This is a genomic window from Alcanivorax sp. (genome assembly GCF_051117345.1).
Lineage (GTDB): Bacteria > Pseudomonadota > Gammaproteobacteria > Pseudomonadales > Alcanivoracaceae > Alcanivorax.
In genome coordinates this window covers 1-14,983 of sequence record NZ_JBNPEC010000250.1, presented here as the reverse complement: position 1 = coordinate 14,983, position 14,983 = coordinate 1, and the positions used below count along the sequence as shown (strand labels likewise).

Annotated in this window: 16 protein-coding genes and 1 pseudogene; 7 read left to right on the top strand and 10 right to left on the bottom strand. The window is 60.5% G+C overall.

The features are described 5' to 3' along the window. Positions 1–538: pseudogene (locus ACFE0K_RS15790) on the top strand (acetyl-CoA C-acetyltransferase); the annotation flags it as partial. 279 nt (positions 539–817) lie between these two features. Here the strand turns inward: ACFE0K_RS15790 and ACFE0K_RS15785 are convergent. From ACFE0K_RS15785 to ACFE0K_RS15770, 4 genes are all read right to left on the bottom strand, one after another. Further along, positions 818–1,942: a HupE/UreJ family protein gene (locus ACFE0K_RS15785; RefSeq protein WP_434536977.1), complete on the bottom strand. Its 1,125-nt coding sequence runs from the start codon at positions 1,940–1,942 to the stop codon at positions 818–820. Continuing rightward, positions 1,939–2,988 carry a tetratricopeptide repeat protein gene (locus tag ACFE0K_RS15780; protein ID WP_434536976.1) on the bottom strand — a complete coding sequence of 350 codons (1,050 nt, stop codon included), beginning with the start codon at positions 2,986–2,988 and terminating at the stop codon, positions 1,939–1,941. Before ACFE0K_RS15780 ends, ACFE0K_RS15785 begins: the two co-directional genes overlap by 4 nt. Before the next feature lie 181 nt (positions 2,989–3,169). Further along, positions 3,170–3,418: a hypothetical protein gene (locus tag ACFE0K_RS15775; protein ID WP_434536975.1), complete on the bottom strand. Its 249-nt coding sequence runs from the start codon at positions 3,416–3,418 to the stop codon at positions 3,170–3,172. Positions 3,419–3,429: 11 nt separating this feature from the next. After that, positions 3,430–4,950: a DUF4331 domain-containing protein gene (locus ACFE0K_RS15770; RefSeq protein WP_434536974.1), complete on the bottom strand. Its 1,521-nt coding sequence runs from the start codon at positions 4,948–4,950 to the stop codon at positions 3,430–3,432. Between the two features lie 173 nt (positions 4,951–5,123). On the opposite strand from ACFE0K_RS15770, the gene ACFE0K_RS15765 reads away from it, so the two are divergent. Continuing rightward, a complete protein-coding gene (locus ACFE0K_RS15765) occupies positions 5,124–5,669 on the top strand; it encodes an RNA polymerase sigma factor (protein WP_434536973.1) in 546 nt (181 codons plus the stop codon). Further along, a complete protein-coding gene (locus ACFE0K_RS15760; RefSeq protein WP_434536972.1) occupies positions 5,666–6,355 on the top strand; it encodes an anti-sigma factor in 690 nt (229 codons plus the stop codon). The genes ACFE0K_RS15765 and ACFE0K_RS15760 overlap by 4 nt, the downstream gene beginning before the upstream one ends. Before the next feature lie 25 nt (positions 6,356–6,380). Here ACFE0K_RS15760 and ACFE0K_RS15755 read toward each other — a convergent pair whose 3' ends face one another. Continuing rightward, positions 6,381–8,285 carry an ATP-binding cassette domain-containing protein gene (locus ACFE0K_RS15755; protein WP_434536971.1) on the bottom strand — a complete coding sequence of 635 codons (1,905 nt, stop codon included), beginning with the start codon at positions 8,283–8,285 and terminating at the stop codon, positions 6,381–6,383. A 62-nt stretch (positions 8,286–8,347) separates the two neighbouring features. Here ACFE0K_RS15755 and ACFE0K_RS15750 point away from each other — a divergent pair, with 62 nt between their 5' ends. Next, the gene (locus ACFE0K_RS15750; protein ID WP_434536970.1) at positions 8,348–8,812 is read left to right on the top strand and encodes a TIGR02444 family protein; all 465 of its coding nucleotides are present in this window, start codon (positions 8,348–8,350) and stop codon (positions 8,810–8,812) included. A 310-nt stretch (positions 8,813–9,122) separates the two neighbouring features. Further along, the gene (gene bioA, locus ACFE0K_RS15745; protein ID WP_434536969.1) at positions 9,123–10,397 is read left to right on the top strand and encodes an adenosylmethionine--8-amino-7-oxononanoate transaminase; all 1,275 of its coding nucleotides are present in this window, start codon (positions 9,123–9,125) and stop codon (positions 10,395–10,397) included. A 218-nt stretch (positions 10,398–10,615) separates the two neighbouring features. Here bioA and ACFE0K_RS15740 read toward each other — a convergent pair whose 3' ends face one another. Next, complete coding sequence (locus tag ACFE0K_RS15740) at positions 10,616–11,356, bottom strand: AAA family ATPase (protein ID WP_434536968.1); 741 nt, start codon at positions 11,354–11,356, stop codon at positions 10,616–10,618. Between the two features lie 202 nt (positions 11,357–11,558). Between ACFE0K_RS15740 and ACFE0K_RS15735 the strand changes: the two genes are divergently transcribed. Further along, a complete protein-coding gene (locus tag ACFE0K_RS15735; RefSeq protein WP_434536967.1) occupies positions 11,559–11,900 on the top strand; it encodes a DUF4124 domain-containing protein in 342 nt (113 codons plus the stop codon). A 16-nt stretch (positions 11,901–11,916) separates the two neighbouring features. Beyond that, positions 11,917–12,639: an FKBP-type peptidyl-prolyl cis-trans isomerase gene (locus tag ACFE0K_RS15730; protein WP_434536966.1), complete on the top strand. Its 723-nt coding sequence runs from the start codon at positions 11,917–11,919 to the stop codon at positions 12,637–12,639. A 261-nt stretch (positions 12,640–12,900) separates the two neighbouring features. On the opposite strand, the gene rsd is transcribed toward ACFE0K_RS15730, so the two are convergent. From rsd to ACFE0K_RS15710, 4 genes are all read right to left on the bottom strand, one after another. Next, positions 12,901–13,386, bottom strand: a complete 486-nt coding sequence (gene rsd, locus ACFE0K_RS15725; protein ID WP_434536965.1) for a sigma D regulator — start codon at positions 13,384–13,386, stop codon at positions 12,901–12,903. Positions 13,387–13,591: 205 nt separating this feature from the next. Beyond that, a complete protein-coding gene (locus ACFE0K_RS15720) occupies positions 13,592–14,317 on the bottom strand; it encodes an LrgB family protein (RefSeq protein WP_434536964.1) in 726 nt (241 codons plus the stop codon). Continuing rightward, positions 14,307–14,678, bottom strand: coding sequence for a CidA/LrgA family protein (locus ACFE0K_RS15715; RefSeq protein ID WP_434536963.1), 372 nt, complete (start codon positions 14,676–14,678; stop codon positions 14,307–14,309). The genes ACFE0K_RS15720 and ACFE0K_RS15715 overlap by 11 nt, the downstream gene beginning before the upstream one ends. Before the next feature lie 7 nt (positions 14,679–14,685). After that, a partial coding sequence (locus ACFE0K_RS15710) for a disulfide bond formation protein B (RefSeq protein WP_434536962.1) occupies positions 14,686–14,983 on the bottom strand: 298 nt, incomplete at its 5' end.

Sequence of the window (14,983 nt, the reverse complement as noted above, 5' to 3'; positions counted from 1 at the left end):
TACCGTGGATGAAGGCATCCGCTGGGAAGCGGAGCTGGATGCGATCAAGGCCCTGCAACCGTTGCAGGAAGGGGGCCATATCAGTGCCGCCAATGCCAGCCAGATTACCGATGGCGCGTCTGCGGTGATGATCGCCAGCGAAAAGGCAGTGAAGGAATACGGCCTCACCCCCCTGGCCCGTATTCATGCCATGGCGGTGGTGGGCTCTGATCCGACCATGGTGCTGGAAGGGCCTATTCCGGCCACCGAGAAAGTCCTCAAGCAGGCGGGTATGACCATTGGTGATATCGATCTGTATGAAGTGAACGAAGCCTTTGGTTCCGTGCCGCTGGCATGGATGAAGGCGGTGGGGGCCGACTACGAGAAGCTCAATGTGAACGGCGGCGCCCAGGCGTTGGGCCATCCGCTGGGTGCCACCGGTACCAAGCTGATGGGAACTCTGGTCTATGAGCTCAAGCGTCGCGGCGGCAAGTACGGTCTGCTAGCCATCTGCGAAGGGCTGGGCACTGCCAACGCGACCATCATCGAAGTGCTGTAAGGCGTAGATGAAAGTGCAAAGTTGAAAGTGACAACAAAGCCGCCCAGGTTTCCCGGGGCGGCTTTTTTTATGGTCGAAAGCATCCACAGCTTTGCCGGGCGTAGGGTGGATTAGCCGAAGGCGTAATCCACCGAGACTTACCCCTCCCTGGCACGAAGGTGGATAACGCCTTCGGCTAATCCACCCTACGTTTTATTCAGGGGTTGGCGGTCGATCCCCCCCAACCCCTTCGCCATGCACGCATGGCTCTTGGGAGAAGAAGGGAAAGCTACCGCCGGGTCAGGCGCCGCTCAGCCTTTCCGCCAGCCACACCCCGGCCAGTATCATGATGGCTATCGAGCCTACTGGCACAAAGATCCGTCGATAGGCAACGGTATCACGTACCAGGTAAGCCGCCGGCACAAACAGCAGCACGATGGCGACCTGTCCCAGTTCCACGCCCAGATTGAAGCCCAGCAACGGCAGGAAAATCCCGCTGTCGGTGAGCCCCAGATCGGCCAGTACCGAGGCAAAGCCCAGGCCATGAATCAGCCCGAACACAAAGGCCATCACCCAGCGTTTGGGAAACAGCCGGGGCACCAGATTCGCCGCTGCACCCAGCGCCACGGTGATGGCGATGGCGGACTCCACCAGCCAGGTGGGTAGGGTGATGATGCCCAGTGTCGCCAGTGCCAGGGTCAGCGAGTGTGTCACGGTAAAGGCGGTGACAATCGCCAGGGTCTGAGTGAGCGCGCCGGTGATGGTGGGCGCTGGCTGCCAGCCGCCCCGTTGCCATACCAGCACGGCCGGGAACAACAACGTCAGCAGGAACAGGATATGGTCATAGCCGATCAGGATGTGGTGTACCCCCTGGCGGATAAACCCCTGGAACGCCTGCCATTGTGACCCGGCATCGCTACCTATCAGCTGTTCCCGATGCTGATTGCTGAACACGGCGGTGAGGGTGGTATCTCCCTGTTCCAGCCGTAACAGGCCATGGTGGCTGGGGTCGCGATCAAACAGAAACTCGTAGCCCACGGCCAGTTGCTCCGGTGGCTGTTGACAATCACCGCGCCAGTGCAGGGCGGCATAGGTGCCATCCACGTGATCGATGGCCTGCAGTCGAGTCAGGTCGAGGGCGCAGGCGTGTCGTTGTTCACCGTGCAGCGCCTCGATGGTAAGTGCCGGGAGCACGGTGGCGTCCAGGTTGCGCTGCTGCCGGCGCAGTTCTCCCCAGGTGATGGCGCCATCACCGTTCTGATCCAGTGGCAGCACCAGCTGCAGGTCGCGCAGGGCGATATCCCAGCGTCCCTCTATCAAGGCGTTGCCGGCATTGCTGTTGATTACCAGGTAGCTGTCACTGGGTTTGTGGGCGAATGCCTGCCCGGCCAGCAAGAGCAGGAAAAGCAAAGACAGGGATTTCATTCGCTGGCTCCCTTGGCAGGTTGAGTGAGTTGCGGATCGTCAACCTGATATCGCTCTACAAAGGCCTGTAGCTGGCCCAAGGTTGCCTGATCGTCGGCGGCCACGGCGCTGGCGTGCAACAGTCGCAGGTCAGCCAGTTCCCGTTGTTGCTGCCAGTTTTCCCGGGCCAGCGTGAGGGCGCCTTGCGGATCGGACTCTACCTCCAATAGGAAGCGGGCGTGTTCGCGCAGGTGGCGCTGGCGGCCAGTGTCCTGGTCGGCCGCCATGCGGGCCCGGTAGTCCTGTCGCCAGGCCTTGGCCTGAGGGTGGTCCAGGCGTTGCCCGGCAATGGCCAGTCTCAGCAAGGCGCCTTCCCTGTCCTGCCAGTCGGAGAGATCGCGGATGACCGCTTCCGCCTGGTTGTTGGCAAGCCACAAGTCACTTTGCAGGTAGCGTAGATAAGGATCATCCGGGGCCTGCTGCAAGGCATCACGCAGGTGCTCGGTGGCCAACTCGAGGCGACCCTGCTGCATCGCCATTTCGGCGCTCAGGGTCTCCAGCCACTGAGCGGACTTTCCCTGTGGGGTGGCCGGGCTGGATGCCAGGGCCTGCAAGGTGTCATAGGCCTGCTGCCGCTGACCGGTGATGGCCTGCACGCTCGCCTGACAGAGCAGTACGGTGGTGGGCGGCAGCGTGCTGGCTGCTTCCCGGCAGGCCTGCCGGGCCTCATCGAGACGGCCTTGTACCCGATCAATATTGGCCAGCATTAGCCACGCCTGTCCCTGATTGGGGGACTGCTCCAACAGTCGCGTCAGCCGATGGCGAGCACGGGCAAATTGATGACGTTGCTGTTCGATACGAGCCATCAGCAGGTTGGCTGCCGGTGACGACATGTCCTGACTGAACGGCGCCAGCGTGGCCTCGGCGTAACCGAGAAAGCGGGGGTCGCCCTGGGCACTGGCATAGTCAATCTGTGAGCGGGCCAGTGCCAGCGCTGCTGACAGGTTGCTGGGTGGAGACGGTGCCTGCAGCGTTGCCGGAACCTGGGGAAGGCGGGCGAGAACCACATGATCCCCGTCCGGTGTGTAGGGGGCGGCGCTTGCGGGGGCCGCTATGCAAAACAAAAAGAGAGTCACCGGAACCGACAAAAGACGCCATTTTCTGGCGCCTTTGTCAGTCCCGGGGAATCTCTCTGAAACGTGCGGGTGAAAAGCCTCCACTACCGCATCGCGGTAGTGGAGGCTGGTCTCATTGATCCGCTGCCAATACATCGTCATAGGCGTCCGGGTTATTCAGATCACGAAAAATGAAGCGGGTGTCATTGATGGGAACCGGATCCCGGGTATCCCCGTTAGTAGCCAGCTGAGCTTTCACAAAGGCGGTGTAGTTGATCGCCACCGGCGCCTGTTGGCGGGGGGGACGGTCATTGTCACTGCCAAAGCACCCGCTCAGCACCAATGCACTCAGGCTGATGATGGTAGCCAGTAGATATCGCATGATGTCCTCCTTCACTCTGCTGCGGCAACGTTATCGGCGCCGGGCAGCGGGGTGTTCAGGTAGGGGAAACGGGTCAGGTAGTCCGCCGCGTTCGGCAGGGCACCGTCGTTGACGATGGCGCCACCGTTGACCTGCATGTCCTGAGTACCGCAGGAGCCAATTTCGCCACCCGCGGCTTCACCGTTCACATCGGCGCCACACAGGAAGCCTTCAGCCGCAGTGAGGGCGATATCTACCACATCATCAATCGGGCGTCGGCCGTTGGGGAAGCCGGCAAAGTCACCACCTGCGACACCCAGATCATTCTGACCTCCTGCTGCCGTGGCCGGGATGCCGGTGTTCAGGCGCAGCATTTCGCTGGCGGTGACGGTGGGCAATTGCGTGACGCCGGGTACACCGGTAAGGAAGACGGTGACCAGGTCATTACGGGGGGTTTCCGGTGCGGTTACACCGAACAGGATTTCCACTAGTGCAGGCAGGCTGGGGTTGGTCACATAGGTGGCAAACTGGCCATCATCCTTGGGCTCGCTGCTGTTGAAACGGTCCTTGTCGGGCAGGCCGATGACTACTTCATTGACCAGCGGAGAGCCAAGACGGGATACCTGGGTAAAGGCGCCGCCTTTCACTGCAGGACCTTTGGCGTTACTGCTGCCGGTAGTCTCTGAGCCCTGGGGTGCCGGGTTGATGACCGTGGCCTGACGGATGCTGGCGGTGGTCCAGCCACCGATTACGGTGTTGTCACCGGTGAGGCAGTCAGCCGGGACTTCCAGTGCCAGGCTGGTGATGTTCTTGTCGGCAATTACATTGCTGCGTGAGTCCCGTGCACCCAGCGGGTTCAACGCGACCAGATCGAAGACCTCACCCAGGTTGACGACAAAGCCCTCCTGGCGCTGTCCGGCAAATACGCGGCCGGGCATCGGGCAGTCAGGAATGGTTACTTCGTAGATGAAGTTGTCCGCGTAGGCTTCGTAGTCACCAATGGATTTGGTGCCGATGTTGTCCAGGGGCTTGGCAAAGCTGCTGTCACCACTGCCGGATTTTGTCAGGCTCTGTACGTTGCCGGTGCGGCGGTCGCCGGTGATCATGTCCACCGTGAAGCTTTCCAGTACATTCTGTGCATCGTTGTTCTGGCCGGTTACGGCGCCGATATTAATCAGCGGTACGGGGACAGAGGTGCCGCCTACATCGACCGCCAGGTCGCGGCGCTCAGTATTGAACTGGAAACGGAAGGTAATGTTTTCTTGCGCGTTGCCATCGTTATCAATGTGGATTTCATAGATGGCGTCATCGTCCAGAGAGAAATAGTTGGGACCGCCATAGGCGTCCTGAAGCGGCAGATAGTTGGCAATCAGGGTGACATAGCCGTCGCGGCCGGATTCATAGCTGTTGAACATGTAGAAATCCGTGCCGTCGACTTTGGGCATGCCGGTAATAAACGGGGCTTCCCGGTGGCTGGATGCCATCGTGCCGGCACTGGCCAGCAGGGTGGCAGCAGCACAGGCTGCGGGAATGAAGGTAAGACGGGATAGCATGACGAATCTCCTTTCTTGTCGGTGTGTAGGTAGTACGCGACAGGAAAGGAACTGGATGCAGAATTTATTTTTCTTTTTTTTTCTGCATCCGAATCCATTTTTTTCACGTATTAACGACAGGGCGTCTGTCACAAGTAAGGAGCGACTTATGGTAATTCAGGGAGTGCCTCGTCATGCCGGAAGCAGACGACGGACTGGTACGCGCGCTGGCTCGAATCGCTCAGGGCGACCGTCAGGCTTTTGCCGGTTTTTATCAGAAAACTCATCGCGCCGTATTTGGCATGTGTGTGCACTTGCTGCGTGATCGGGATGAGGCCTGTGACGTCCTCCAGGAAACCTATATTCAGGTCTGGCACCACGCCGGCGAATACCATTGTGATCGCGGCAGCGTGCAGACCTGGATGATGTCCATCGGTCGTTATCGCTGCCTGGATGCTTTGCGCCGCCGCCGCTACGAGGCGGATTACGATAGCGTGGATGATCGCCAGGAAAGCAACACACCGGGCCCAATGGATAACGTTGGCAACCAGCTTGACCGTCAAAGACTCAATCATTGCCTGAAAGATCTGGATGAACGGTATCGTTCCAGTATCGAGATGGCCTATTTTCGTGGGTTCACCCACCAGGAACTGGCGGTAGCCATGGGTGAGCCGCTGGGTACCACCAAAAGCTGGATTCGTCGCGGGCTGGATGTATTGCGCCGGTGCCTGGACACATGAAGCCGGATAATTACGAACGTAATCATGCGCTAGCAGCAGAATATGTGGTGGGCACGCTGCAGGGCGCCGCCAGGCGACGTTTCGAGCGCTGGATGATGGTCTCTGCCCGGGTGCGCCGTCAGGTATGGTACTGGGAGCGACGGCTGCAACCTTTCAATGAATCCTTGCCGGAAGAGGCCGCTCCGAGTGCCGTGTGGAATAGCATCGAGCAACGACTCTTTCCGGGCACGGCACCGGTGGCTGCGCGGTGGTGGCAGACCCTGACCGCCTGGCGCTGGAGCACGGGTATCGCCGTATTAGCGGTTTTTGCCTTGTTGCTGTGGACGCCATCACCGCCGGTGGTGACGCATTATGTGGGGGTGGTGCAGAGTCAGCAGGCCGAGCCTCTGTGGCTGGTGAATGCCTCTGCGGATCATCGCTTGAGCGTGAAGGCCATGCCGCCGGTTCAGCCGGCGGACGGTGGCAGGGATTACCAGTTGTGGTTGTTGCCGGAGTCGGGCGCGCCGATATCGCTGGCGTTGCTGCCCACGGGCGGTGCCCAGTTGCAGATTACTCTCAGCGATCAGCAGGTGCGCCAGTTGTTACAGTCTCGCTCTCTGGCGATCAGCCTGGAACCTGAGGGTGGGTCACCGACCGGCCAGCCCACTGGGCCGGTGGTGTATCAGACACGTCTGGTGCAAATGTAGCGAGCAAAGGTGGAAAGTGGCCTCATCAGTCGATGAGTTCACTTTCGGCTTGCTCCAGCGACTCCATCGCTTCTAGTAACTGTTCCTCCAACTCCTCGTGCTGTTTCTTCAGGCGTGCCTGATCACCGAGCAAGCCATTCATTTCGTTCTTGCGGCTATCGTCCGTATACAGGGCGTCGTTGCCCAGGGCCGTCTCGATCTCGGCCAGTGTCTGGTCGCACTGGCTGAGCTGTTTTTCCAGTTTTTCCACCTGCTTTTTCAGCGGGCGCAGTTGGTGGCGTTGCTGGGCGGCTTGTTGACGGCGTGCCTTGGCATCGAGACCGTCGGCTGGCTTGTCTTCCTTGACGGGTTTGCCGTCGCGGCGGTTCTGTTGCAGCCAGCGGCCGTAGTCATCCAGATCGCCATCAAAACGACTCACCGTCCCGTTGGCCACCAGATAGAACTCGTCCACGGTGGTTTCCAGCAAGTGGCGATCATGAGACACCAGCACCACCGCCCCTTCGAAGGATTGCAGTGCCATGGTCAGTGCTTCGCGCATGTCCAGGTCCAGATGGTTGGCCGGCTCATCGAGTAGCAGCAGTGCCGGTTTTTCCTGCACGATCATGGCCAGCGCCAGACGGGCCTTCTCGCCACCCGAGAAACGACCCACCGGAGCAAACACGTCATCACCGTGGAAACCGAAACGGCCCAGCTCGCTGCGCAGCTGCGATTCACTCCACTTGGGGTAAAAGCGGGACATCATCTGGTAGGGGGCGTCGTCGGCGGCCAGCCGATCCACCTGTTGCTGGTGGAAGTAGCCGATCACCAGGTCGCCGTCTTTTTCGAAGCGTCCACCCAGTGGTGCCAGCTCGCCCACCAGGGTGCGCATCAGGGTGGATTTGCCGGCGCCATTGGGGCCGAGCAGACCGATGCGTGATTCCGGGCGCAGGCTCAGGCTGACCTGGTCGAGAATCGGTGCACCCGGGTAGCCGCATTGCACCGCATCCAGGTTTTCCATGGGGTTGGGCAGTTTGTTGGGGCTGTGGAAATCAAAGCTGAAGCCGGAATCCACGTGGGCCGGGCCAATCAGTTGCAGTCGTTCCAGCGCTTTCACCCGGCTTTGCGCCTGTTTCGCCTTGGAAGCCTTGGCCTTGAAGCGGGCGATGAACTTCTGCATGTGGGCCACCTGGGCCTGCTGTTTCTCGTGCATCTTCTGCTGCAGGGACAATTGCTCGGCGCGCTGGCGTTCGAAATCCGAGTAGCCGCCGCTGTAGTGCTTCAGTTGTTTGTGTTCGATATGCAGGATCTGGTTGACGGTGGCATCCAGGAAGGCGCGGTCGTGGGAGATCACCAGCAGCGCCCCCGGTTGCTGTATCAGGTAGCTCTGCAACCAGAGGATGGCATCCAGATCCAGGTGGTTGGTGGGCTCATCGAGCAGCAGCAGATCCGCATCGCTCATCAATACCTGGGCCAGGTTCAGGCGCATTCGCCAGCCGCCGGAGAAGCTGGCCACCGGCTGTTGCTGCTGGGTCTCGCTGAAGCCAAGGCCGGCCAGCAGGGTGGCGGCCCGGGCCGGTTGCTGCCAGGCGTGCAGGGCTTCCAGCTCGCCGTGGGCATGGGCGATAGCGTGGTTATCGCCGGCGGCTTCCGCGTCGGCGAGTTTTTTCTCCGCCCGGCGCAGGGCGCGGTGGCCGTCGAGCACGTAGTCGATGGCCGGTTGTTCCAGTGCCGGCACTTCCTGGGCCATCATGGCCAGGCGCCAGTCCGCGGGCAGGTTCAGGTTGCCGCCGTCGCTCTCCAGTTCGCCCATGATAAGCTTGAACAGCGAACTCTTGCCGGTGCCGTTACGGCCCACCAGCCCCACGCGCCAGCCCTTGTGCAGGACCACGCTGGCGTCTTCCAGCAACAGGTCGGGGCCGCGGCGAAGGTTGATGTGTTCCAGAGAGAGCATGGGGTAATCCGGGGTTGATGAGAACCGGCGCAGTGTAAGCCAGCAAAGGTAACGGGGGAACCGTGGACGACTTGATAAAGCAGGATCTGTGGCGCTATGCCCTGGGGCGATGGCAAGACAAGGATTTTGAGCGGGCCTGCCTGCATCTGCAGGACGATTACCAGGTGCCGGTGGCCCTGTTGCTGGCTGGCCTGTGGCTTGCCGAGTCCGGTAAACAGCCGGATGCGGGGGTAGGGCGCCGGATGGCTGAGCTGGCAGAGCAGTTCGAAGCGGACTACCTGCGCCCGCTGCGAGCCGTGCGCCGCAAGGCCGGTGACGATGCGCGGCTGCCGGAATTCAAGCGACAGCTGCAGCAGGTGGAGCTGGAAGGTGAACGCTGGCTGCTGACGACCCTGCCGACCTTGTGCGATAACCTGCTGCCCGCCGGCAAACCGGTGGACGCCATGGGGTGGTTGCTGGTGCTGGTCCCGGAAACGGCCCAGTGCGAGGGGTTGCAGAATGCTCTCAGCGATCTGGTGGCACTGTAGGAGCACCTCTTGAGGTGCGAATCCGAGCCTTGGCGAGGAAACAGCAGCGCAGCGACTCCCAACCCTTCCCAGAAAAACCTGTTGAGCCTAGGAGCTCCTGATCGGCCTTCGCCCGATTCCGCGTTGACACGCGGTTCGCACCTCAAGCGGTGTATTCGCTTCGCTCACCCTTCGGGCCGCACTGCACTGCGTGCGTTACTCCGCTACGCTCCGTTCCTACAGTGCCTCCTCCCCGACGGACTTTGTAACTTTGAACTTTTAACGCCCTCCTGCCATCCTTCAGTCCCCTTGTGTTTCACCGGACATCCCCATGACCACCGACCTGGCCTTCGACCGCGACCATCTCTGGCACCCGTATACGTCCACCTCGAAACCGCTGCCCACCTTCGCGGTGGCCAGTGCCAAAGGCGTGCGGTTGACGCTGGAAGATGGCCGCGAGCTGGTGGATGGCATGTCGTCCTGGTGGGCGGCGGTGCATGGTTATAACCATCCGGTGTTGAACCAGGCCGCCAAGGACCAGATCGACCGCATGGCTCATGTCATGTTCGGTGGGCTGACCCATGAACCGGCCGTAGAACTGGGCAAGAAGCTGGTGGCATTGACGCCGGACCCGCTGGATAAGGTGTTTCTGGCTGACAGCGGCTCGGTATCGGTGGAAGTGGCCATCAAGATGGCCTTGCAGTACTGGCTCAGCCAGGGGCATACCGGCAAGGATAAATTGCTGGCCCTGCGTAACGGCTATCACGGCGATACGTTCGGGGCCATGGCCGCTTGCGACCCGGTCAATGGCATGCACTCTCTGTTCAGTGGCGTGCTGGCCAAACATTATTTCGCCGAGGCGCCGCAATGCCCGTATGACAGTGATTTTGATACCGAGGATCTCAATTCCATCCAGCAGATGCTGGCGGATCATCATCAGGAGATTGCCGCCGTGATTCTGGAGCCGGTGGTACAGGGCGCCGGCGGTATGCGGATGTATCACCCCACCTACCTGAAGGCCGTGCGTGCCCTGTGTGACCAGCACGGGGTGTTGTTGATCTTTGATGAAATCGCCACCGGCTTTGGCCGCACCGGCAAGCTGTTCGCTCTGGAGCATGCCAATGTGTGCCCGGATATTCTCTGCCTGGGCAAGGCGATTACCGGCGGCTATATGACCTTGGCCGCGACCCTGTGCACCGACCAGGTCGCAGCGGGCATCTGCGATGGCGAAGCCGGCGTACTGATGCACGGCCCGACCTTCATGGGCAACCCGCTAGCCTGCGCGGTGGCCAATGCCAGTATCCAGTTGTTGCTGGATTCCGGCTGGCAGGAAAAAGTCGCGGCCATCGAAGCGCAGCTCAAGGCGGAGCTGCTACCGCTGAAGGACCTTTCCTCCGTGGCTGATGCCCGGGTGCTGGGCGCCATTGGTGTCATGGAAATGAAGGAGCCGGTGGCCATGGAGCAGGTGCAGGCACGCTTTGTTGAACAGGGTGTATGGATCCGCCCGTTCGGCAAACTGGTCTATATCATGCCGCCCTTCGTGATTGAGCCGGAGGACCTCAGCAAACTGACTGGGGCGATGCGGGATCTGGCGGAGGGCAGTTGACGTTAAGCCCCAACTTTCTACAAACCCACTGTAGGAGTTCCCTTCCAGGGGACGAACCTCGCGAAGCGAGACGACAAGAGCATTTACCTGCCGCACTGCCAGGAGTCGACCTGTAGAACCTGATACCCCCTGATCGCCCTGCGGGCAATTCCGCGTTTACACGCGGTTCGTCCCCTGGAAGGGAACTCCTACAGGTGGTTGTCGACTGTGTTGGCGGGTTACCGAAATCCCGGCATGGTCTGAATCAGATGCCGTTGCACTTCCAGCCACTCGCCGACGCGGCGCCAATGCTGCTGGTCGTCCAGGTGGCGGGAGACGGCGGCGTCGAGGACGCCTTCGCCATTACTCATGGCCTGCACATACAGCTGGGTATCGCGCAGAGTAACCAGGTAGGGAATCTTCAAGCTGGCGAGAAACTGGCGCAGGGATTCGTACATGCGGGTGCGGGTGCGCGAACGATTGGCGATCACTGCCAATCGACGCGGACGGCGCCGGTAGCTGGGAGCCAGCATGACGGTTTGCAGGAAACGGGTGGTGGCGCGAATATCAATGGGGCTGGGTAACACGGGTACCAGTACCACCTGGGAGAGACGCAGCAGGTGATCCAGATGATGGGCATCCAGGCCGGCAGGAGAGTCGATGATAGTGATCGGGCCAGCCTGATCCAGCTTCTGTTGTAGCCGCCCCAGGGACACCGGCTCCCCCGCCGGCCAACCCAGCCCGTGGATGGTGGTATCGCGGCGCAATTTCAGCCATTGCAGCGACGACTGCTGAGGGTCCATGTCCAGCAGAGATACCCTTCGCCCCATGGCTTCGTAATAGCAGGCCAGGTTGGTGGCAATAGTGGTCTTGCCGCAGCCCCCTTTGCTGTTCGCAATCAGAATGACCATGCGGGACGGGCCGGACGAACGCGGTTGGGAGCCGATCCCCTTGGCAGGGCTGTTCTGTGCGCTATTCATGCCGTGTCTTATTGGTTTTTTTTGCGGGGGATTGTACCCGGCGGTTTGAGTGGCGCGATCACCGTCAGAAGAAAAGGTGATGCTGCTCACAAAACCAACAGTACCGCAAAATAAGGCGCATTAGTGTAATTTGTGATGTTATTTTGCTCTCGCGGGGAACTGAATCCCGTGAAGGCGGCTCCATAGTTGGGGGAGAAACATCATGCGTTACCTGTTGATTATCATCGTGTTGCTGGTGGCTGCACTGGCGGCGCTGTTTACCGTGCCTCTGGGTGGCGGTAAGCCGCTACTGGACTGGCAGCATGTGGAACAGAACTGGCAGCAGCCGGAACGGTTGCTGGACCGGAGAATTTCTCCCTGGATGGAGGAAAATGGGGAAAGCGCAGAGATGTATCGCTGGCGTGACCCCCAGGGAAACTGGCAGTATGGCCAGACTCCGCCGCCCGGTGTGCAGGCGGAATCCTTTACCGTAAAAGCGCCCAATACCATCACTGCCGAAGAAATGCGCGGTGGTAAGGTGCCGGAACAGCAACAACAACAGTAGGCCAATTGGAGGCAGAATGAAGAAATTGGGAATCGTGCTGGCGGGAACTGTCCTGTTGGCAGCGTGTGGTCAGGAAACGGCTGAACTGAAAAGTGATGACCAGAAAGCGTCCTACGCACTGGGCTTCCGCAGTGCGGAGCAGATGCGCAGCCTGGAAAACCTGGACCTGGATGCCATGGTGGCAGGCCTGCGTGACGGCTTTGCCGAAGACGGCAAATCCCAGCTGGGTGACGACGATCTGGATCAGCTGATTCGTGACTTCCAGGGCCGTATGATTGAAGCCCAGCAGAAAAAGATGGAAGAAGCGGCCGGCAATAATCTGGAAGCCAGCGAAAAATTCCTGGCCGAGAATGCCGAGCGTGAAGGCGTTACCGTCACCGACAGCGGCCTGCAGTACGAAGTGCTGGAGTCCGGTGAAGAAGGTGGTGCATCCCCGACCCTGGAAGACACCGTGGAAGTTCACTACCACGGCACCCTGCCGGACGGCACCGTCTTTGACAGCTCCGTAGAGCGCGGCCAGCCGGCCAGCTTCGGCCTGCAGCACATCATTCCTGCCTGGCAGGAAGCGCTGCCGATGATGGCCGAAGGCGACAAGTGGAAAATTGTTGTTCCGCCGTCTCTGGGCTATGGCGAGCAAGGCGCGGGCGGCGATATCGGCCCCAACCAGGCGCTGATCTTCGAGATCGAACTGCTGGACGTGAAAGGCAGCGGTAATGAAGGTGCTGCTGACGAGGAGTAAATTCCTTCGTCTCACGCTTCAACAAAAAGGGCGCCTTCGGGCGCCCTTTTTGGTTTTTGAGCTACGAGCTACGAGCTACGAGCTACGAGCTACGAGCTACGAGCTACGAGCTACGAGCTACGAGCTACGAGCTACGAGCTACGAGCTACGAGCTACGAGCTACGCTCATTGGGATAGGAAAATCCGAAAAGTTCCCTGTTCTATCGCTTCGTCTTTTCCGTGTTTTACTCGCAGCTAGAAGCTCGTGGCTAGCCGCTTTTTTCAATGTGTCGCCTGCTGCCGTGGCGGTTCCTGCTGATGGATGCTGAGGATCAACTGATCCTCCAGCGCAAACCGTTCCTCCAACGTCTGCATCAGCAAGGTGATCCGTTCCGGTAGCTGATCCCGTTGTGCCAGCCACTGTTCCGGACGCTCGAAATCCTCGTTGAAGGCGAGGGCTTCGTCAGTGGAGCTGTCCAGTTGCTGGAGAATCTGTCGGGTAAGTGTGGGGTTGTCGCGGTGGAAATGACGGGCCTCGTTGACCAGCTCCCGGTACACCTCGAAGTAGCCGGCACTGATGTAGTCCATCAGTAGCTGGCAGAAATGCTGTACCTGTTTCTGCAACGGCTGACGGTGATCGGACAGGCCTTTCAGGCCCTGCAGGGTGCATAGCAGCACAATCAGTTGCTGACGCTCATCCAGCCAGGCCTGCACCAGCGCCTCGATGCGCTGCCATTGGGCCAGAGCTGCAGAATGGGAGCTCGCCATGGTTCCTCCTTGGAGTGCCCGTTGACTATTGTCTTGTTGGGCTATCGAGCCTAGGACTGGCGGGGCTGTGTTGGCAATGGGACAAAATCGGCGTGAAGCCGGATCAGGGGGAAAAACCACGTTATCTCAGCCACTTGTCGTTAAAGACAAATTTCTTCTAATAACAGCTCTTTTAGAACGGTCTTCCGGTGTGCCTGGTAGGCACTTAGAGATACTGCGCCACCCAGGGCCATAACCATGGCAGCGCCAGCGCCGTCACCAGCCCGCACAAGCCCAGCGCCAACCCGGCAAAAGCACCCGCTTTTTCGCCGTATTCGAAGGCTCGGGCGGTGCCGATGGCGTGGGCTACCAGGCCCAGTGCAAACCCCCTGATGCGGTCGTCGGTGACTCTCAACAGGCGGAAGATGGGGCCAGCGGCCAGGGCACCGACGATGCCGGTGATCGCCACTGCGCCGGCGGCCAGGGATACATAGCCACCGGTGGATTGCACTACCTCCACGGCAATCGGGGTGGTGATGGATTTGGGTGCCAGTGAGCCCACCACTTCGGCGGGAGCGCCCAGCCACCAGGCCAGCCCCACGGCAATGGCGGCAGAGATAAAAGCGCCCAGCACGGTGGCGATCAGGATCGGCGTGAGCACGCTGCGTACCGTGTGCAGCTGCCGATAGAGGGGCCAGGCCAGTGCTACCGTTGCCGGGCCCAGCAGAAAGGAAATCAGGGTGGTCTGGTCGCGGTATTCCTCATAGTCCACGCCCACCAGTGGCAGCACGACAATCACCGGAATCGAGGCCACCAGAAAGGGGTGGAACAGGGGCAGGCTGTTGCTGCGGCCATACACCCACAGGGCAAAGCGGTAGCTGACCAGGGTCAGCAGGATACCGAACAACGGGGTGTGCACCAGGCCGGCCAGGCTGTCGAGTTTATCGATCATGGCTGCCTCCCCCGGATTCGCCATGCTTGCCGCCCAGCAGCTTCTTCAGCATCAGGGTCACCAGCACCAGGCTGAGCAGGGTGCCCAGCACCACGGCCACGCCCAGCGCCAGGGCGTAGTCTTCGTAGCGGTGCCACTGCAGCACGATACCCACCCCCAGCGGGAAGATCAGCAGGCTGATGTGCTTGATCAGGGCGCCGGCGGCGGGAGCGACTCGTTGGCTGAAAGGGGCATTGAGCAACAGCGCCAGTAACAGCAGCACCATGCCCACCACGGAGGCGGGCAGGGGGATGCCGGTGAGGCAGATTAGCACCTCACCAAGAAACTGGAAAAACAGCAGAATCAGCAGGCCGTCGATCATGGTGCGATCAGCGTTTGGGGAGCGGGCGGAACAGTTGCACCAGCGCTACCAGCAGCAGGCCGGTAAAAACCACCAGGGACCAGGCTGGCAGGCTCAGACCCAGGAAGGACCAGTCCATTTCCGCGCACTCCCCGGAGCCGGCCAGCACTTCCTGGATGACGCTTTGCAGGGGGAAGACATCCAGCATGTAGTTGAGGCCGGGGCCACAGGCGGGCACCTGATCCGGCGGCAGGTTTTGCAGCCAGATGTGGCGGATGGAGATGGTGCCGCCGCCGATGGCTGCCAGGCCGGTGAGCAGCCCGTAA